Raw genomic sequence first — 17947 nt, forward strand, 5'->3', positions numbered from 1 at the left:
ACGAGAGCTCATGCAGAGTTCGCGGCCTGGTACGCCTCCCACAACGCCTCGGCCGTCGCACACGTCGAACTGTCCACCGCGCACGTCGCGCACTCGCGGCCGTGGTCTATGTACGCCCGGTACGCGCGCTGCACTCTGCTGAACTGGCCGCTCGACGCGACCCGCTGCACGTGGCCGTAGCCGATCCCGGTGTCGACGAACTCGAAGCGGCTACTCACGACGACCGCCGACGGCGGTGGGGTGAACGGTGCTCACGGATCTCGATGTTGCAGTCGCTGACTTTCGAGTAGTCCCCTTCGGCTTCCGCCTTGGCCCGTTGCCGGGCCAGCGCTGCGCACACCCCACACCGTGGCCTCGGCTCCGGCCGATCCAGGGGCAGCGGCAGGTCGACGGGCTCATCCATGGTCGTCGTCATGACCAGCGCACCGCCACCCAGGCCTGCCGCAGCTGCCGCCCGTGCGTGCACGGGGCAGTGTCATGGGCACAGCCGGGGCACTCGTCGTAGTGGGCGCAGAGCGCCTTGTACGCCTCGTCGGGCGGCTCCTTGGCCACGACCGCGGCGGCACGCGCCAGCGCATCATGGAGCTGCCCAGGATCCGTCAGAGCGTTGCTGCGGGTCGGCGGGATACGCCAGTGCGGGCCCGCCGTGCGCTGGGGACCCGGCACGGCGAGGTGCGCGGCCTCGCTGAGGACTGCGATCCTCGCTCCCTCGGGCATCTGCCAGTCCGCCGCCTGCCCGGCCGGTACGAGCCAGTACAGGGTGCCGCCGCCCGGGTCCTCGATGACGGCCCCGGTGTTCCTGCCGAGGCCGCCGAGCGCCACAAGCGCGATTTCTCTCGGGACCCGCACGGCATCCCACCACTGCCCGGCCGGGCGCAGCGACACGGTGCGGCCAACGGGCATCCATTCCAACGAGCGGCCAGCGGACGGCGCTTCCAGCGAGGACGTTTTCACCATGCAGTCACCATCGGGTGACGGGCCGTGTCGACTCGATACCCGGCCGGTAATCTCACGGTGGGATAACTTCCCATCCCGTTTGTGGATACCGGGGGCTGCGCCATGACGACGACGCTCGGACCGATCGAACTACCCGACTGGGCATGGGAACGCGCAGAGGTGCGTCAGGCTCTGCGCGCGCGGGACGTTGGCGCCGTGTTCCGGTACGTGCAGCAGTACGCCGGTGCCAGCCAGTCCCGCATCGCCACGGCAGCCGGGATGACGCAGGCCCGCGTCAACGAGATCATCAACGGCCGCCGCGAGGTGTCCCGCCTCGACGTATACGAGCGGATCGCGGACGGCCTCCGTATGCCCGACGACGCCCGCCATCTGCTCGGCCTCGCCGCGAGCCGGGAGAAGCGTTCCGGGGGAGCCGCGTTCGACCTGGCCGCGTTCCCCGAGGTAGTGCGCGTCTATGCGGCGCAGAACTCGGCGGCCGAGGAAATCCAGCAGCAGGCCCGCGAGGCACAGGAGTTAGACGTCCTTGCCGTACGAGGCCTCGGCCTGATCGGGCTGAACGACAGCCTCCTGCGCGCCTGCCTGCCGCGCGAACAGGGAGGCAAGGGACTCCGCATCCGCGTGCTGCTCCTCGACCCCGATAGCGACGCCCTGGCCCAACGGGCGGCCGAGATCGGGGAGTCCGCCGAGGCCCTTGCTGGGGGCGTGCGGCTGGCCGAGGCTCGGCTACGGGAGCTTGCCGACTCGTCCAACATCGGCGTGTGGCGGTATCGCATGCTGCCTACTTGGCGGCTCATCCGCACGGACTCCACCATGTTCGTCAGCGCCTTCGACGCGGGGTGGGAAGGCCACGAGTCAGCGACGTACAAGGTGATGGAGACACCGCACGGCCCCCTGTACCGGGGCTTCCGCAGGATGTTCGAGGCGATCGTCGACGGCGCGCAGCGCACGGTCTGAACCGAGAGGGGAACCCTGGTGATCGAGGCGGAGTTGAAGGCCCGCGTTCACTCGCCCGAGGCGGTCATGCGACAGCTCGACGAGCGCGCCGAGGCCCGTGTCGAGGTGTACCAGGACACCTACTACGACGACCCGTCGGGCAGCTTGGGCAAGCGGGACCAGGAGCTGCGGGTGCGGACCGTCCACGGCCGGAACGGTCTGCGGACCATGCTCACCTTCAAGGACGCCACGGTCGACGAAGCTTCCGGCTCGAAGCCCGAGCACGAGACCAGGGTCACGGATCCACAGGAGGCGCACGCCATCCTGCAGGGCCTTGGCTACGTTCCGGCGATCGCCTTCGAGAAGCGGTGCCGCAACTACGACTTCGAGGCCCGCGGCCGGCAGATGCTCGCCACCCTCGTGCGCGTCCCCGAGATCGATGGGACGTTCCTGGAAGTCGAGACGATCGTCGACGAGGACGACGTGGGCGCGGCCCTGGACGACGTCCGCGCGGTCCTCGCCGAGCTGGGCATTGGGCCGGAGGATCTGACGCGGGCGACGTACACGGGCGCGGTCGCCGCGGAGCGCGGATACCCTCCAACCGCATAAGGGATGCGGTTGGCCGGGCCTGACTTGCTGTTCCTTGACCAGATGGCACGCCCTTGGCACGTCTCTCCGACTACTCCTGGTGCGGCAGCCTCCCCCTTGGGAGAGGCTGGGCTCATGGCTTCCGTGATGCCCGTGATCGTGTACCCACCCGGTGAGGACGGTGGCCGGCGTGTGCGGATGGACGGGGAGATCCTCGGCCGGGCGTACGGGCTGCGGGACATTGCGGAGTTCCTACGTCGGGCCGGGCTCGAGGATGTCGACGAGGCGTACGTCGAGGGGTCCGGGCTGATCGAGTGGCGCGGCGGCGGCCCGCAGGTGTGGGAACACTGAAAGGCCCTGCTCGGTCGTGGTGACCGTGCAAGGGGCCGAACCGACTCACGCTACCGGCAGAGTCGTAGCGGACTACTCAAGGTCGGAGCTGCCACTCGTGAAGCCCGTCAGGCATCAGCGACAAAAACCACGGGCCCTCGCCCCGGCGCGTGATCTCCTCCTCGATCGCACCCCAGTACCGGACGAAGCGAACCAGCATGTCCCACCCGTTGAGGTCGCGTTTGTCGCCGATACGGATCACCCTCAGCTTGTGCTCGATGATGAGTTCCCGCTCGCCCGGGCGCGTGCGCATCTTCCCGTCCCGCCCGAGGGCGACCAGGCCCTTGCTCGCGACGATCGGTATCCACTCCGGGTCCTTCGCACCGAGCGGAACCTCCGGGATCAGCACATGCCCCGTGTGGATGGTGTCACGGCGCGCGATGGTCAGCGCTTTCCCGACACCGAGGACGCTCTCGTCAGCGAAGAAGCGTTCTTCCCCCGCCCGTGCCGCCACAATCGATCAACCTGCCAGCGAGTTCTCGTAGTCCACCGCCGCACGCACCTGCCCCGGAGAGAGGTCGTACCAGTCCGCAATTACGTCCACGTCGTCCCCGGCCCTGACCATCTGCGCCAGGATCTCCGTCGGCACCGACCTGACCACCGGCACACCAGAACGCCTCTCCGGGTCGATGACGACAGCCCGGTCGTTCCGGTATGGGTACAGGCGCGCGGCGATCTTCACCGGGGACGTGTGCCCCAACTCGTCCGTGACCCGCTCGAATTCGACCGACTCGAAGAACGTCTCGGCGGCCGGCGACAGCCGCAGTTGCCCGCTCCGTGCCTCGACCACGATCCGCAGCCCTGCGTCCAGGCCGACTTCCTCCTGAGCCTCGTACACCAGGTTCCGACCCTGGTCCACCCAAGGCCGGACGTGCGCCAGTGGGTACTTCGTGCCGAAACGACGTTTCAGGGCCTGGACGATCGGCCGCATTCGCGACATCGGCACGCCAGCATTTCGGTATACCGACAGCAGGCTTGTCTCGACGAACTCACCCCAGGTGACCAGTGGAGAGCCGGTCGCTGATTCCCGGATGATGGGCGGGTAATTCTTTCCGACCCGGGTGTAGCCGTCGATCCAGCGCAGGGCGGTGCCGGGTGTGAGCCTCAGCAGCCGGTCTACCTGCCGCATGTCGTAGACGGCTCGCTCCAGATACGCGATGGCCACGGCTTTCCCCCCTTCGCCGATCGTCATGTCTACCTGCCAACGAGTCTCAACGTCCGACGTTCTTCCCGCCAGAGTGCCCCGTGTTCCCGGATCGTTACCAATGGCTGTGTGGTGCGCCTTCAGTTGTACCCGCCCGGCCTACGCGCCGCGATACTGCCCCCGGCCAGTCGTCGGGGGCGGCCGCTGTGGGGTCAGCGGGTGCCGTTGTCGTAAGTGCGCCGCCAGGCGTTGTGCGCCCGCCGGCCGACGCGCAGCCGAAGCTTGCGACCGTGGCACCGCGGGCACGTCCGCACCTTCCGGAATCGCTCGATCTCGCCCGCGCCAGCGCACTTCCGGCACGGCGCGAACGGCCGGACGGCGCACAACACTGCGTAGCCGCCGAACCAGAGTATGAGCGCGGCCATAGCAAGCCACATGGGGTGTCTCCTCCTGCTGAGGCGAGTGTTTCCCGTTTCCCGGGCCCCTGCTGCTAGGCGCTAGGTAGCAGGCCAGGGGCGTGATTTGGTGCTAGCGGGGGTGCTAGGCCTAGCAGGGCGGGGTGCTAGGCCTAGCACCGGTGCGAGCGTCAGGCCGCAGCCCTGTCGGCGTCACGACGAGTGAGAGCGGCAGCGATGTCGGCGCGCTTGATCCCGCGCTTCGTGGTCTTCTCGCCCTCGTCGGTCGTGCCCCACACGTCGGTCGTGGTGATGCCCCAGGGGCGCAGCGCAGGCGCCACGCTCGCGGTGCTCCACTCGCCGTAGACATCCGGCCAGCACTCCGCGAGGCGGGCGGCGAGGCGCTCGCACCACAGCTGCTCCTCGTCGGCGTGGAACACCTTCAGGGAGTCGCCGAGGACGTCCATGCCCTTGCGCTCCGTTGGGCCCTCGCCGATGGCGTGGCCGGTGATGTTCCCATACGCCTCGCGCAGCTGCCGGGCCCGGGCGACGACGCCCTCGGCGGCCGGTCCGTCGACGAACGCGGACGCGGCGATGACCGGGTCGTCGCCCTCGCCGGACATCCAGCAGATACCGCGGTCCGAGCGGGAGAACATCGTCGCGCGGACGCCGGACTTGTACGCGCCGGTGCCAAGGACCATGTCGTTCGCGGTGTGGCTCATGACCTTCAGACAGAACCGCAGGATGGCGTTCGCACTGATGCCGGGCGGCAGGCTCTTGGCGTCCGGGCGCTGAGTGGCGAAGATGCCGATGATGCCGAGGGCCGGGCCGCGCTTGGCGATGTCCGTGCAGATGGACTCCAGCTCCGCGCCGTACTTCTCGTGCTCGAAGGGGACCTGGCACTCGTCGAAGCCCACGACGATCGGGTGCAGGCCGAGGCTCCTGTCGCTTGCCAGGGCCGGGGTCACCTTCGACTCGGGGCAGCGGGACTTGGGCAGGCTGCGGATCACCTTGGCCCGCCGCCGCAGCTCCTCCTTCAGCTCCCGCATCGCGTGCAGAACGTACAGGAGGTCCTCGTCCTCCTCGCCGGACCGGTAGCGGTGGCAGACGGGCTCCAGCGGGCCGAGGTCGCCCGTGCCCTTGAAGTCGAACCCGAGGACGGATGCACGGGAATCGAGGGCGGCGATGAGCAGCAGCAGGCGCAGCAGGAACGTCTTGCCCATGCGGGGGACGGAGCCGATGACGACCGAGACGAACATGAGGCATACGACGATTTCCCGCATCCGCTGGTCGTTGCCGAACACCACGGGCTTGAACAGGTCGACCTCGCCCTCCTTCAGCAGCGGCCACGGCGGCTTCGTGGTCTCGTTCATGGGCTTGTCGCCCACCCACAGGATCAGTCGGCCCTCGTGCTCCTCCGGGTCGCCGGACGGCCACACGCAGCCGAGCTTGCGACGCAGCCCGGAGGCGAGGGCCTGGCGCTCCTCCATCACGTCCTCGGGCACCACGCCGTACGGCAGATCGAGGTCCGCCCGGTAGCCGGGGCCGTCGCGGGTGATCTCGCTGGTGAAGCGCATGCCGTTCATGTCGCCGCCCTTCTTGACGGCGGCCGAGATCTTCGCGTTGCCGATCGAGTCGAGGGCGCGCAGCACGATCGTGCCGGTGAGCTTCTGCAGCTCGGTGCGCATGACCGCGGGGCCGATGACCGGGGCGTCGGGCTGCTGGCCGAGGACGCCGAGGGAGAGGATCCCGCCGGCGGCGAAGGCGTACAGGTAGGCGGGCGCCATGACGTACAGCCACAGGGCGAAGCCGAGGCCGAACACCGCAGCGACGATGGTGACGAAACCGCGCAGCCGTACGCGTCCGGCCCGCAGGCGGGCGAGGCGCATGTACTCCTCGACGTCCTCGTGCCGCACAGCCCAGTCCCGCAGGGGCGCGGCCTCGCGGTCCCAGATCCATCGGCCCGTCTCACGTACGAAGCGGGCGGTGCCGCGCGGCGCCATCATCGTCAACTGGACGCTGTACCAGGGGACGCGGAGCCCGTGGTACAGGCTGGCGTACCCGGCGTGGCCGGACGCGCGCGACACGGTGGCGGTGAAGTCGCTGCGAGAGCGCAGCCACGACGCGAGGATCGGGCGGCGCTTCTCGGTACGTACCCCGGGCTCGGGGAGGGCCGGATTGTCGACGGGTACGGGGGCGCCTTGCTCGCCCTCGGAGGCTGGTCCGGTGTCGATCGTGGCGGCCGACGGAACCCCGGCGGGGGGCGGGGCGGTGGTGGGGGTACCCGGCGTTCCGGGTACGGCGGGTACGGGTGTACTCGTGCCCGGGTCTTGGGCGGGTACGACGGTGTGCGTCATGCTGATCTTCCCTGGGTCTCGATGGGGCTCTGGGACACGGGGCGGCCGAGGTACCTGTGCCGGGTATGGCCGCCCCGTGGCGGAACTACTTCTTGCGCTTGCCGTCCTCGCGCTTCTGCGCCTGCTCGCGGATGCGGTCCACGCGGTTCTCCAAGGCCTTGACAGACTTGCCGCGGGCCTGGCGGCGTTGGATGCGGGCGCCGAGGGCGACGACGCGGAGGATCTCGCCAACGTTGTGCGGGTCCTTGTCGGTGAACGCCATGGTCAGTGCCCCTTCTGGTAGTCACGGAACATCGAGCGCAGGACGAGGACGCAGATCGTGAGGGCGACCACCGCCAGGGCGAGGACCGCAGCGAGGATCGCGAAGCCGAAGACGACGAACGCGATGGCGACGGCGAGCACGGTCAGGGCGAGGACGCCGAGGCATCCGCCCGCGATGTATGCGCCCCACGGGTGGGCCTTGATGGGCTGCAACGGCTGCGTTGCCTGATGGGCAACGGAGGCCGGGCCGTGCTGGATCGGCGCGACGTACATGGGGTTTCCGGCGAGGTCGTAGCCGATCTGCTGCCGCTGTACGGGCTCGGTCACTTCACCCACCTCCGGACGCGGCGGGTGATGCGCGGCCAGAGGATGACGCCAGCGGCGAACGCGAGGACGGGGGGCTGCGAGGCGGCCAACGTGGTGGCGGCCAGGACGATGCCGAAGAGCGGCGGGACGGCGACGAGGATGGCGAGGACGACGCCGAACAGGATGCGCATCATGCGTATCCACCTTCCATCTCGGTCTTCTTCGCGGCCCTGGAGAGGGCGGTGCGGATGTACGGCTCGGTGACGACCAGGCGCCGATGTTGGGCGATGTGGTCGGCGATGTCCCTGGGTGATGCGCTCGCCCCGAGGACCGATGCGGCCTCGGCTACGGCGCCCGCCATGTCGAGCGGTTCCAGCTCTCTGACCTGGTGCGCATCAGCCGTATCAGGTCGATGCGCCTCGTACTCCGGTGCCCGGTGGCCGAGGACCAGGGCGACCGCGACAGGGTCGACTGGCACGCCGTAGGTGCCCAGGAGCGCGGCGAGTTCGGCGGGGGGCGCATCAGGTCGCGCATCGTGTGCGAGGCGGATCGCATCCGCCGGGTCCATGTCGGCGAACCGCTCGCGCAGCACCTCGGTCGCGGAGACCTGTCGGGGCCGTTCGACGGGACTGACCGACGGGCTGTCGGTCTGTCCGCCGTACATGGATGCGAGGGCCGCATCAGCTCCCGCGCGGAGCCGGACGCGCTGCACGTCGACCAGCTCGGCGCCGAGGACCTGGTCTCCGCGGCCGACCACCTTGGCCAGGCTCCAGCTCTTGCGCAGTGCGGCCTGCCGCGCTTTCTCGTCGGGGTGGCCCTCGGAGACGGCCCGCTGGTAGGCGAGCTGCTGCACGGCGTCCGCGTTGCGGCGCTGCGCCTCAGCGTCCACACCGGTGCGGTAGATGACGATGCGGCGGGCGATCAGGCCGAGGCCCTCGGCGGCGCCCGACATGGCCAGCGGGGTCATGCCGTACACGGCGGCCTCGGTGACGCTGCTCGCGAGGGACAGGCCGGTGAGGCAGGCGGCGAGCGGGGCGAGCCACAGTCCGCCGCGTACCCACGTGGGCGAGGGCTGGCCGAGCATGGTGAGGCCGAGCATGGTCAGGGCGAGGATGAGGGTGAGGCCTTCGCCTGCGGCGACGACGCCGATGGCGGTGGCCTTGCGGTGGAACTCGGAGACGACGTTGGAGAAGGTGCCGATGGCGCCGGCCGCGCCGACGGCGACCATGACGAGGGCGGCGGCGCCGAGGACGATCGCCTGGCCCTTGGTGAGGCGGCGGGTGGTCACTGGCCACCTCCGTCGAGGATCGCGTCCAGCTGGTCGGCAAGGGTGCGCAGTTGGTCGGAGTACGCGTCGAGGGCGGCCGCGAGGCTGTAGAGGCCGGTGGGGTCGAGGGTCTCGCCGAGCGGGTGGACCGAGACGCCGGGCGTCGGGCCGCCGAGGCCGGGGGAGGCGGTGGTGGCGTGCGGCGACTGGACCAGGCCCGCGGCGAGCAGGACGACGTACCGGAAGTTGAGGGTGTGTTCCGGGCTGCTGTGGATGATGTCGGCGTACTCGGTGAGCGGGTCGTGGTGGCTGTGTCCGGAGCACCATGCGGGCTCGGGGATCGTCACGTTGCCGCGGTCGACGGTGGCGAGGGTGACGGTGCGGGGCGCGGTCACTTGCCCTCACCCCCGTGGCGGTTCTCCGCGCGGCTGAGCTGCGACGGGTCGACGCGCGGGCCGTCGTACCAGCAGAACGGGCGGGTCGTGTCGGCTGCCTTGAAGGTGCGGATGGCGGCGCCTTCGGGGGCGTCCGGCAGGGCGTAGACGCGGCCGCCGTCCAGGGAGGCGAGGAGGCGGGCGCCGTGGTGCTCGCAGCCGTTGGCGCCAGCGTTGTCCGCGTCGAGCACGGTGACGGCGACCGGGCCGCCGCACGGAGTGGGGTCGTCGGGGTGAGCGGCCGGGCAGCGCTGGTCACTGCCGGGGGTCCGGACCAGACCGGACCCTTTCTCGTCGACCGGCTCGGCGCCGAGGGAACGCAGGACCAGGCGCAGGCTCTCCCGGAGGGCGCCGTAGGCCTCGGGGTAGGAGAAGCCGTCGCTCTTGCTGCTGCCGAAGGTGGCGAGCAGCTGCTGGGCGACGCGGACGGCGACGGTGAGGTCGCTGGACTCGTCGAGGTTGTCCGGGGTGGGCTGCTTCGTGCAGCTGGGTACGGTACTGGACAAGGTCTGACTCCTTGTTGGAGAAGGGTCGGATCTAGGCCCCGGGGCGGCGGTAGGGTCGCCGCCTCCGGGGCCGTCTTGGTGCGGGCTACGCCCGGGCGGTTGCCTTGGCGCGGATGGCCACGAGGCGGGTGTGCAGCTTCCGAAGCTCGCCCAACTGGCCCTCCACCGTGTCGATGAACTCGGCCAGCTGGTCCGGGCCCATCGGACGGGACCACAGGCCGTCGACGACCTCGACCTTGACGTGCGGGACGCGCTCGGCCTCACCAAGCTCGGAGTCCGGGATGACCTCGAGCTGTGCGGACAGCAGCCGGCGCTGCTCGTACTTCTCGAACTCCTCGCTGGCCTCGACGGTCCGTTCCTGGCCGTACGCCTGGTGGTGGATGTCCGAGGGGGCCGCGGTGAGGTACTGGTCCATCTCGTGGCTGTTCTCGCACCAGATCGTGCAGGTGACGGTGACCTCGGCGAGGTCGCCCGTGCGGATGTACTTCCAGGTGCGCGGCTCGGCCGGGGGCGCGGGCTCGCGGACGGCCATGACCTTGTCGGCGAGTGCGTCGGCCGTGTCGAGTAGGCGCCGCAGCTCCGTGGTCTTCGGACGGACCTCTTCCGGGGCGAAGTCCTCGCTGCGGATGTAGATCATCGCCGGGCTGTTGCCGTCGACGTCGGAGAGCTGGACGAACCCGATGTCGAGCAGCTGCTCGCCGCCCTTGTCGAGGACGTGGTGCTCGTGGTTGAAGTGGTCGTAGTGCCCCGGGGTGGTGTCGGTGCAGATCCCGGGCCAGACGGGGCAGCCGGCGGGCTCGGTGTGCTCGCGGGCGCCGCCCTCGACGAGCTCGTCGGCGTACGCTCGCGGCTGCCCGCTCGCACCGGCGCGGAGGTCACGGGACAGCGGGGTCTCGACGGTCTGGTCGGCGACGAGGTGGGCGGTGGCGGCGGCAAGGGCCGTGGCGTAGTTCATGGTCTCTGATCCCTCCGGTGTGACGTTCACGTGGCTCTTCTCCTCGTAGTCGTCCCGCAGGGGTTGGGCCAGGCGCCCCTTCTCCGTTCGAGGGACGTTCGGCCCAACTCCGTTACCCCGGCGGTAGAATTCGCGTCTTCAGAACGCGGGCCGGGCAGGCGCGGGCGGGTGGCGGACTAGGCCGCGAGCGCCGCGAACGCGGCAGCGGCGGTGGGGGACTTCGGGCGGTACACCCGCAGGCGGGCCATGAAGGCCGCGGAGTCGTACAGCTTCACGGCGACGGCCTTACGGGCGCGGCCCTTGAGCTTGATGACCGTCTCGCTGGTCGCGGTCGGCGTGACGCCCTTGGAGAAGGCGCCGGCGAAGCGCTTCGCGGTGGTGGGGTCGAGGCCGCGGCCGATCAGGTGGGTCTTGGCGGTCTGCGGCTGGCCGGAGGCGAGTGCGCGGGTGGCCTTGCGGAGGGTACGGGTGGCCGCGGCGCGGAGGCGGAGGGTGGCGCGGAGCGTACGGCGCGTCGCGCGGTGCTCGCGGTGGGTGGGAACATGAGCCATAGCGGTTCTCCCTGGTGGATCAGGTGGATTCCGTCAGGCCCTCGGTCGGTGTTGCTGCACCGCCGGGGGCTGTTCTTGTGGCTACAAACCTAATGGCTTTGTGGCTACAAAGCAAGGGGGTTGATGGGCGAGTTTGTGGCCACGAACACTCGTGCGCACGCTTGCCGTCTGTAGCCACAAAGCCGTACTCTCGCGGGCATGACACCCGAGGTAGAGACCGAGTACGACACCCCCCGCCGCTTCCGCGCCCCCGACGATGAGTGGGAGCCGTTCGAGCAGGCGACACGCGCCGTGCATCCCGAGGGGCGCAGCCCTCGCGCTCGGGTGCTGCGCGAGTTCATGCGCTGGTATATGAGGCGCCCCGGGGCGAAGCTGCCTGAGCGGCCGCCGGCCGGACCCTGGTCCGAGCCTGGGAGGAGCTGAGCCGCACACCTTGTCAACATCGAACGGCCAAAGTTCCGGACAGGGAGTTCCTCGTGGCAGATCCGAAGGCCGACTACTGGGCAATCGCTGACGTCGCCAGCTACTGGGGTGTGAGCGAGCAGACGATCAGGGCGTACCGCTCCCGAGGGCGCGGCGAGTTGCCGCCGGCGGACAAGGTGTTCAGCCGCTCGCCCGTGTGGAAGCCAGCCACGATCATCGGCTTCCAGCGCGTCGGGCAAGGCACCCGGACGGACCTGCACTGAGCGCCCGGAGCTGGCCGCGGCACGGCGTGCTCGATGGCACGGCGATGGCACCAAGTGGCCCGTACGCGTTCCGTCGAGGGTCAACCACATCCGATGGCAGTGCGGGTCTGACCTGCGGCGGAGCGCCTCGGGCAGTCGCGGCGCGTCGTCCTCATACGAGGGGCAACACACTGCTAATGCGGTTTGGGACTTCAATCCCATCGAGGGTTCAAATCCCTCCGCCTCCGCGCCAAGATCCGAAGCCCCGGTCCACCTGGACCGGGGCTTCGGCGTTACCGGGTGCCGCAGCCCGTTTGCCCAGCTCACAAGGGGTGCGGCTAACGGATTTCACATGGCGGCGGCAGTCATGTAATGTTCTTCCTGTCGCCGCGAGCGGGCCGAAAACCCGGGAAGCGAAGACGAAAACACAACAAAACAAGCACTCGTAGCTTAACGGATAGAGCATCTGACTACGGATCAGAAGGTTGCAGGTTCGAATCCTGCCGAGTGCACACTGAGCAGAGGCCCCGGAGAGATCCGGGGCCTCTGGCGTTTCGGGGGAAGCCTGGCCGGCTGGAGCGGCGACTTCGCATTGGTGGAGTCGGTGGTTGCCGGGTGCGGGCAGTGGGGGGCGCGGGTGCGGAGGCTTACGTTGCCGACCGGGGAGCACTGGTTTCCGGCCGTGGACGTGGCAAGCAGCCTGGGGTACGCAAACACGCGTCATGCTCTCCGCCTGCATGTTGCAGACGGCTTGCAGAAGAGTCTGGGTGAGATTGCACGAGGTGTCGCTGGAAGCGACACCTTGCGCAAACTTGCGGGTCACAGGCTACAAAGGTCAATGAAAATGGTGAGCCTCCAAGGGCTTGTCCAGCTGGTCAACGCATGCACCAAGCTCGAGTGCGCACCGTTCAAGCAGTGGGTCTCCGAGGTCATCGAGACCGTCCCGCGCGATGGCTCGTACTCCCTCGAACCGGCCCCCGTGCAGCCCGCCCCCAGTGGCGGCACGGCGTACGTCATGCCTCAGCAGGTCGCCGACGCCATCGTGCGGCTCGAAGAGCGGAACGTCCGGGCCGACGAGATGCTGCTCGCCTTCCAGGAGGAGCGCGGCGAATTGCTGCGGGAGATCAGCCTCAGCCAGATGGTGATCGCCGAGGCCCTGCAGTAGATCGCCAACGCTCTGGCTCGCCCGGCTGGCCGCCCGCGACCCGCTGCCGTACCGAAGCTGACTCCTCAGGAGCTTCTCGCCGCGTGGAGGGAGAAGAACCTCGTCGTCACGGAGGACATCCACGCGGTGGCGGCCTACCTGGCCCCGGCGCTGCTGCGGGGCCGGGGCCCGTTACCGACTGGAGGAGATTGCCAGCCGAACAGGGCTGGCGCAGTCGCGCGTCTACGACTGCGTACGGATGCTGCTCAAGCGGGGCTGCATGCGGCAAGAGGGCTGCACGCCTGAGGGGGCGCCGGTGTACGTGCTGCCGTAGTGCCGTACGAGTGCAGTGAGAGAGGCCCGAAGTCGCAAAACCAAGTTGCGACTTCGGGCCTCGCCGTACCGTACCGGACCTCTTGGCTTGGTGCGGGGATGTTGCGTGAAGCGTCTATTCCGTAGACGCTTCACGCAACATCGCAGGTCAGGCCCATTGTCAGTGCCACCCCCTAATGTCATTGATGTGCGGCAGGCGTGGAGATGTTCGGGGCTGCGGTGGTCGGGGGACGGCCCTGTCTTGGTGTGGGGCGGTGGGCGGGGGAGCCCGCTGGTCTGGGGGAAGCGGGTGGTGTTTGGGGTTGTGGACGGGGGTGTGCGGACGTGTGTGGGGGCTCGGGGGCATGCGTGTCCCGTGCGGGCGGTGGTGTCGGGGCGTAGTACGGGCGCGCGGTGCGAGGAGTGTGCGCGGTTGGACCGGGCGCACTCCGTGGCCGCCGACACCATGGCCGATGATCCGCGGCCGTACCACGTGTATCTGGCGTGGTTCGGACCCGGCATGGTGAAAGTGGGGATCACCGCGGTCGAGCGGGGGTCCGCGCGGTTGCTGGAGCAGGGTGCCGTCACCTTCAGCTGGCTGGGGCAGGGACCGTTGATGGCGGCGCGGCGGGCGGAGGAGTTGTTGCGGGCGGCGCTCAAGGTGCCGGATCGGATTCCGTACGCCGACAAGCGGGCGGTGCGGGCGGCGTTGCCGGGCAGCCCGGGCGAGCGGGTGGCCGAGATCCGGGAGCTGCACGCGCGGGTCGGGCGGCTCGACGCCTGGCCCGAGTCGCTGCGGCGCGCGCCGTTCGAACCGGTCGACCACACCGACGTGTTCGGGCTCGTGGGGCTTCCGGCGGCGGAGGGCGTCGTGAGCGAGCTCGTCGGGGGCGGGGTGGTGAGTGGGGAGCTGGTCGCGGCCGCCGGGCCCGATCTGCATCTGGCGACTGAGAGGGGCGTTGTTGTTCTCGATACGCGGCTGATGACCGGGTGGGAGCTGACCGCCGCCGGGGGCGATCGACTCACGGTGCCAGTGAGGGAGTTGGGAGGCCGAGATGTGCAGGGCGGGCTCTTTTGAGGGGGATGGGCGAGGCGGGGATGGGGCCGCGCGAGCAGGACGGTCAAGACCCCGACCCCAGGACGGTCAAGACTTGGATCCCATATGGATCCCGTTCGGCAAGGAGCTGGACGGGTGGGAACGCGCGGGCCGAGAGTGGCGGACATGAGCGATCACTTCATTGCACCTGTCGCCGCCCATGAACCCCCTTACTACGCCGTCGTGTTCACCTCGGTACGGACGGAGGGGGGCAACGGCTATGGCGAGACCGCCGAGCGGATGGAGGAGCTGGTCAAGGACGTCCCGGGCTACCTGGGCATGGACCACGCGGGTACGCCGGGTGGGCTGTCCGTCACCGTCGGATACTTCAGGGACGAGGTCGCGATAAAGGAGTGGGGCGCCCAGGTGGAGCACCGCGCGGCGCAGCAACGCGGCCGCGCCGAGTGGTACGAGCGCTACACCCTGCATGTCGCCAAGGTCGAGCGCAGCCACGGGTTCGAGCGTGAACGTGGCTGAGTCGGTGGAGTCGGTGGAGTCGGTGGTGTCGGCTGAGTCGTTGGAGTCGGCTGAGGCCCCGGAGGCTGCGGAGTCGGCTGAGGCCGCGGAAGTTCAGGAGTTCTGGAGGCGGCTCGGACTCCCCGGGCTCGTCGACGTGCACACGCACTTCATGCCCGAGCGTGTGCTGCGCAAGGTGTGGGACTACTTCGACGGGCTCGGGCCGCTGACGGGCCGCGTCGAGTGGCCGATCACCTATCGCGCCGACGAGGACGAACGGCTCGCGATGATACGGGAGTTCGGGGTGTGTGCCTTCACCGCCATGCTCTACCCGCACAAGCCGGGCATGGCCCAGTGGCTCAATGGGTGGGCGGTCGACTTCGCCCGCCGGACCCCCGACTGTTTGCACACGGCGACCCTCTTCCCCGAGCCGGGCGTCGAGACCTATGTGCGGGCCGCGGTGGACTCAGGGGCGCGCGTCTTCAAGGCGCATGTGCAGGTGGGGGCGTACGACCCGGAGGACCAGCTCCTCGATGCCGTATGGGGGTTGCTCGCCGAGGCCGGGGTTCCGATCGTGATGCACTGCGGGTCCGGGCCCTCGCCGGGCAAGCACACCGGGCCCGGTCCGGTCGCGGGCGTGCTCGCCAGGCATCCCCGGCTGCGGCTCGTCGTCGCGCACATGGGGATGCCCGAGTACGAGGACTTCCTGGACCTCGCCGAGCGGTACGGGGAGGTGCGGCTCGACACGACGATGGCGTTCACCGACTTCAGCGAGGGGCTCGCGCCGTTTCCGCGCGAGGCGCTCCGCAGGCTTGCGGATCTTGGTGGCCGGGTCCTCCTCGGTACCGACTTCCCGAACATCCCGTACGCGTACGTCCACCAGCTGCACGCGCTGGAACGGCTCGGGATGGGGGACGACTGGCTCCGGGCGGTCTGCTACGAGAACGGCGCCCGGCTGTTCGGGATCGGCCCCTGCCCATCCGGGATTGACCCCCGCCCCTCTGGGATCGACCCCCGCCCAACCAGGGGTGACCCCGTCCAGCCGGGGTTGCCCTCCCCCGCCCATCGGGTAGCGCACCCCTCCATCGGGTAGCGCATCCTCGTCGTGATCTTCCTAGGAGTCCCCTGAGCGGTTCCTGTGTGTTTCTCAGGGAAAACACAGGTTCCCGAAAGGAAGCTCTCAGCGGTGCCGGACAAGGTGTCCGCTATGACCACGACCTCGCCCCAGGGGCGCACCGAACTGCTGAGGCCGGACGGGAGCCCCGCCCGCGTGCTGGTGGTGGACGACGAGCTGTCGATCACCGAGTTGCTGTCCATGGCCCTTCGCTATGAAGGCTGGCAGATCCGCAGCGCGGGTGACGGACAGGGTGCGGTGCAGGCCGCGCGCGAGTTCCGGCCCGACGCCGTCGTTCTCGACATGATGCTGCCCGACATGGACGGGCTGGCGGTTCTCGGCCGGCTGCGCCGGGAACTGCCCGACGTGCCGGTGCTGTTCCTGACCGCGAAGGACGCCGTCGAGGACCGGATCGCCGGGCTCACCGCCGGTGGCGACGACTACGTCACCAAGCCGTTCAGCCTCGAAGAGGTCGTGGCCCGGCTGCGCGGGCTCATCCGGCGCTCCGGTGCCGCCGACCGGCGTTCCGAATCCATGCTGGTCGTCGGCGACCTCACCCTGGACGAGGACAGCCACGAGGTGTCGCGGGCCGGGGAGAACATCCACCTCACCGCGACCGAGTTCGAGCTGCTGCGCTTTCTGATGCGTAACCCCCGCCGGGTCCTCAGCAAGGCGCAGATACTCGACCGTGTGTGGTCGTACGACTTCGGTGGGCGGGCCAATGTGGTGGAGCTCTACATCTCGTATCTGCGGCGCAAGATCGACGCGGGGCGTGAGCCGATGATCCACACCCGGCGTGGGGCCGGTTATCTGATCAAGCCCGCGGCGTCATGAGCCGTCGACGACGCGTACGCAGAAGAGGCGGGGACGACAGCCGCGCACCCTGCGGACACGGCTCGTCGTCGCATCCGTGGCGCTGATCGCGGTCGTGTGTGCCGTGATCGGCACGGTGACGACCATCGCATTGCGCTCGCACCTGTACGACCAGCTGGACAACTCGCTGCGCGAGACGTCGATGCGCGCGTCGGGCGGTCCGGTGGACGGCGGCGGTCCCGCTCGCCTCCCCAAGGGTGTGGACATACCTCCCCTCGAATTCGTCACGCGGGGGCCGCAGAGGCTCACACGGGGGGCTCAACCGCACCCCGGACTACCTCCCCTGGCCTGAAGTGGCTGGTCCTGATCGGCGGCCTCGTGGGCGCGCTCGGCCTGATCTTCGTGGCCAAGCTGGGCCGTCAACTGGCCCTCGTGGCAGTCGGGGTGAGTTTGGTGGCGGCTGTCGCCGGTCCGACGGCGTACACCATCAGCACTCTGCGGGAGGGCCACACGGGCTCCATCGTCACTGCTGGTCCGGCCGGGGCGAGCATGATGGGCGGCGGCGGTCCCGGTGGCGGTGGTGGTGGCCGCATGGGCGGAGCCTTCCCGGGCGGCGGCCCGAATCAGCAGAACGGGAACGGCAACACCCAGCAAGGTGGCGGTATGGGGCAGCCTCCGACCGGTGGCAACGGGGGTGCGGTCCCGGGGGGGGCAACACCCAGGGCCAGAACGGTCAGCAGGGCGGCCCCGGTGGCCGGACGGGCGAGGGCGGCATGGGCGGAGGCGGCGGTGCCGGCGGTCTGCTGAACGGCGCGACCGTCAGCTCCGAGGCCAAGACGCTGCTGTCGAAGAACGCGGACGACTACACATGGGCCGCCGCGGCCATCGGTGCCCAGAACTCCGGGAGCTACCAGCTCGCCACCGGCAAGCCGGTGATGGCGATCGGCGGCTTCAACGGCACCGACCCATCGCCGACACTGGCCCAGTTCAAGAAGTACGTGGAGGAGGGCAAGATCCACTACTTCATTTCCGGGGGCGGCATGGGCGGCGGTGCCGACTCCGGTACGTCGTCGCAGATCAGCTCGTGGGTGCAGGCCAACTTCGCGACGGTGACGGTGGGGTCGGCGACGTTCTACGACCTGACGCAGCCGACGGGTTCGGGCAGCAGCTGACGGTTTCGACCCGAAACGGGGGCATCAACGGCACGCTCGCCGAGTTCGGCAACGGGCTGGGGGTGGCGGTGCTCGGTGCCGTGCTCAACTCCCGGTTCGCCGCGCTCATTCCGGTCGCGGCGAGTTCGCTG

At 69.5% G+C, this 17947-nt stretch carries 24 protein-coding genes, 1 tRNA gene and 2 pseudogenes; 14 read left to right on the forward strand and 13 right to left on the reverse strand.

All coding sequences use genetic code 11. From position 1 onward, the window contains the following. Positions 1 to 8: 8 nt before the first annotated feature. Both C4B68_RS20675 and C4B68_RS20685 read right to left on the reverse strand, forming a co-directional pair. Complete coding sequence (locus tag C4B68_RS20675) at positions 9 to 218, reverse strand: hypothetical protein (RefSeq protein WP_099506339.1); 210 nt, start codon at positions 216 to 218, stop codon at positions 9 to 11. A 193-nt stretch (positions 219 to 411) separates the two neighbouring features. Beyond that, positions 412 to 957: a hypothetical protein gene (locus tag C4B68_RS20685; protein ID WP_143674532.1), complete on the reverse strand. Its 546-nt coding sequence runs from the start codon at positions 955 to 957 to the stop codon at positions 412 to 414. Positions 958 to 1059: 102 nt separating this feature from the next. Between C4B68_RS20685 and C4B68_RS20690 the strand changes: the two genes are divergently transcribed. The 3 genes from C4B68_RS20690 to C4B68_RS20700 all read left to right on the forward strand — a co-directional run bounded on the left by C4B68_RS20690 (position 1060) and on the right by C4B68_RS20700 (position 2829). Further along, complete coding sequence (locus C4B68_RS20690) at positions 1060 to 1911, forward strand: helix-turn-helix domain-containing protein (RefSeq protein ID WP_099506342.1); 852 nt, start codon at positions 1060 to 1062, stop codon at positions 1909 to 1911. An 18-nt stretch (positions 1912 to 1929) separates the two neighbouring features. Then, positions 1930 to 2499 carry a class IV adenylate cyclase gene (gene cyaB, locus C4B68_RS20695; protein WP_099506343.1) on the forward strand — a complete coding sequence of 190 codons (570 nt, stop codon included), beginning with the start codon at positions 1930 to 1932 and terminating at the stop codon, positions 2497 to 2499. A gap of 114 nt (positions 2500 to 2613) precedes the next feature. After that, positions 2614 to 2829 carry a hypothetical protein gene (locus C4B68_RS20700; protein WP_099506344.1) on the forward strand — a complete coding sequence of 72 codons (216 nt, stop codon included), beginning with the start codon at positions 2614 to 2616 and terminating at the stop codon, positions 2827 to 2829. Between the two features lie 76 nt (positions 2830 to 2905). Here C4B68_RS20700 and C4B68_RS20705 read toward each other — a convergent pair whose 3' ends face one another. The 11 genes from C4B68_RS20705 to C4B68_RS20750 all read right to left on the reverse strand — a co-directional run bounded on the left by C4B68_RS20705 (position 2906) and on the right by C4B68_RS20750 (position 11044). Beyond that, a complete protein-coding gene (locus C4B68_RS20705) occupies positions 2906 to 3322 on the reverse strand; it encodes a PIN-like domain-containing protein (protein WP_099506345.1) in 417 nt (138 codons plus the stop codon). 6 nt (positions 3323 to 3328) lie between these two features. Then, positions 3329 to 4033 carry a DUF433 domain-containing protein gene (locus C4B68_RS20710; RefSeq protein ID WP_167459123.1) on the reverse strand — a complete coding sequence of 235 codons (705 nt, stop codon included), beginning with the start codon at positions 4031 to 4033 and terminating at the stop codon, positions 3329 to 3331. Between the two features lie 565 nt (positions 4034 to 4598). Beyond that, the gene (locus tag C4B68_RS20720; RefSeq protein WP_099506348.1) at positions 4599 to 6764 is read right to left on the reverse strand and encodes a cell division protein FtsK; all 2166 of its coding nucleotides are present in this window, start codon (positions 6762 to 6764) and stop codon (positions 4599 to 4601) included. Positions 6765 to 6849: 85 nt separating this feature from the next. Next, positions 6850 to 7026, reverse strand: a complete 177-nt coding sequence (locus tag C4B68_RS41980) for a hypothetical protein (RefSeq protein ID WP_167459124.1) — start codon at positions 7024 to 7026, stop codon at positions 6850 to 6852. A gap of 2 nt (positions 7027 to 7028) precedes the next feature. After that, a complete protein-coding gene (locus C4B68_RS20725; RefSeq protein ID WP_099506349.1) occupies positions 7029 to 7352 on the reverse strand; it encodes a hypothetical protein in 324 nt (107 codons plus the stop codon). After that, complete coding sequence (locus tag C4B68_RS41985; protein WP_167459125.1) at positions 7349 to 7525, reverse strand: hypothetical protein; 177 nt, start codon at positions 7523 to 7525, stop codon at positions 7349 to 7351. Before C4B68_RS41985 ends, C4B68_RS20725 begins: the two co-directional genes overlap by 4 nt. Further along, positions 7522 to 8619: a hypothetical protein gene (locus tag C4B68_RS41990; protein WP_167459126.1), complete on the reverse strand. Its 1098-nt coding sequence runs from the start codon at positions 8617 to 8619 to the stop codon at positions 7522 to 7524. The genes C4B68_RS41985 and C4B68_RS41990 overlap by 4 nt, the downstream gene beginning before the upstream one ends. Beyond that, complete coding sequence (locus C4B68_RS20735; protein WP_099506753.1) at positions 8616 to 8993, reverse strand: DUF6907 domain-containing protein; 378 nt, start codon at positions 8991 to 8993, stop codon at positions 8616 to 8618. Before C4B68_RS20735 ends, C4B68_RS41990 begins: the two co-directional genes overlap by 4 nt. Continuing rightward, positions 8990 to 9538, reverse strand: coding sequence for a hypothetical protein (locus C4B68_RS20740; protein ID WP_099506752.1), 549 nt, complete (start codon positions 9536 to 9538; stop codon positions 8990 to 8992). The genes C4B68_RS20735 and C4B68_RS20740 overlap by 4 nt, the downstream gene beginning before the upstream one ends. Positions 9539 to 9623: 85 nt before the next feature. Beyond that, positions 9624 to 10493, reverse strand: coding sequence for a DUF6907 domain-containing protein (locus C4B68_RS20745; RefSeq protein ID WP_143674596.1), 870 nt, complete (start codon positions 10491 to 10493; stop codon positions 9624 to 9626). 176 nt (positions 10494 to 10669) lie between these two features. After that, positions 10670 to 11044, reverse strand: a complete 375-nt coding sequence (locus tag C4B68_RS20750) for a hypothetical protein (RefSeq protein WP_099506750.1) — start codon at positions 11042 to 11044, stop codon at positions 10670 to 10672. Positions 11045 to 11242: 198 nt separating this feature from the next. Between C4B68_RS20750 and C4B68_RS20755 the strand changes: the two genes are divergently transcribed. The 11 genes and pseudogenes from C4B68_RS20755 to C4B68_RS20800 form a co-directional block, all read left to right on the forward strand. Next, positions 11243 to 11467, forward strand: coding sequence for a hypothetical protein (locus C4B68_RS20755; RefSeq protein ID WP_099506749.1), 225 nt, complete (start codon positions 11243 to 11245; stop codon positions 11465 to 11467). Positions 11468 to 11520: 53 nt separating this feature from the next. Further along, positions 11521 to 11730, forward strand: a complete 210-nt coding sequence (locus C4B68_RS20760; RefSeq protein ID WP_099506748.1) for a helix-turn-helix transcriptional regulator — start codon at positions 11521 to 11523, stop codon at positions 11728 to 11730. 418 nt (positions 11731 to 12148) lie between these two features. Beyond that, a tRNA-Arg gene (locus C4B68_RS20765) sits at positions 12149 to 12221 on the forward strand. A gap of 176 nt (positions 12222 to 12397) precedes the next feature. Then, on the forward strand, positions 12398 to 12874 hold the full coding sequence (locus tag C4B68_RS43400; RefSeq protein ID WP_240634725.1) for a BRO-N domain-containing protein: 477 nt from the start codon (positions 12398 to 12400) through the stop codon (positions 12872 to 12874). 205 nt (positions 12875 to 13079) lie between these two features. After that, the gene (locus tag C4B68_RS45005) at positions 13080 to 13187 is read left to right on the forward strand and encodes a hypothetical protein (RefSeq protein WP_476715118.1); all 108 of its coding nucleotides are present in this window, start codon (positions 13080 to 13082) and stop codon (positions 13185 to 13187) included. Between the two features lie 186 nt (positions 13188 to 13373). Beyond that, complete coding sequence (locus C4B68_RS20775) at positions 13374 to 14243, forward strand: DUF2797 domain-containing protein (RefSeq protein ID WP_099506747.1); 870 nt, start codon at positions 13374 to 13376, stop codon at positions 14241 to 14243. 144 nt (positions 14244 to 14387) lie between these two features. Further along, entirely contained in the window at positions 14388 to 14738 is a 351-nt protein-coding gene (locus tag C4B68_RS20780) for an antibiotic biosynthesis monooxygenase family protein (protein WP_099506754.1), read from the forward strand. Positions 14739 to 14778: 40 nt separating this feature from the next. Further along, positions 14779 to 15810, forward strand: coding sequence for an amidohydrolase family protein (locus C4B68_RS20785; protein ID WP_373682293.1), 1032 nt, complete (start codon positions 14779 to 14781; stop codon positions 15808 to 15810). 114 nt (positions 15811 to 15924) lie between these two features. Further along, positions 15925 to 16665 carry a response regulator transcription factor gene (locus C4B68_RS20790; protein WP_167459127.1) on the forward strand — a complete coding sequence of 247 codons (741 nt, stop codon included), beginning with the start codon at positions 15925 to 15927 and terminating at the stop codon, positions 16663 to 16665. A 49-nt stretch (positions 16666 to 16714) separates the two neighbouring features. Further along, positions 16715 to 16945: pseudogene (locus tag C4B68_RS44775) on the forward strand (two-component sensor histidine kinase); the annotation flags it as partial. A gap of 16 nt (positions 16946 to 16961) precedes the next feature. Beyond that, a pseudogene (locus tag C4B68_RS20800) lies at positions 16962 to 17816 on the forward strand (mannosyltransferase YkcB-related protein); the annotation flags it as partial. Positions 17817 to 17947 lie beyond the last annotated feature (131 nt).

Origin of the sequence: Streptomyces dengpaensis, assembly GCF_002946835.1 — a bacterium.
Classification (GTDB): domain Bacteria; phylum Actinomycetota; class Actinomycetes; order Streptomycetales; family Streptomycetaceae; genus Streptomyces; species Streptomyces dengpaensis.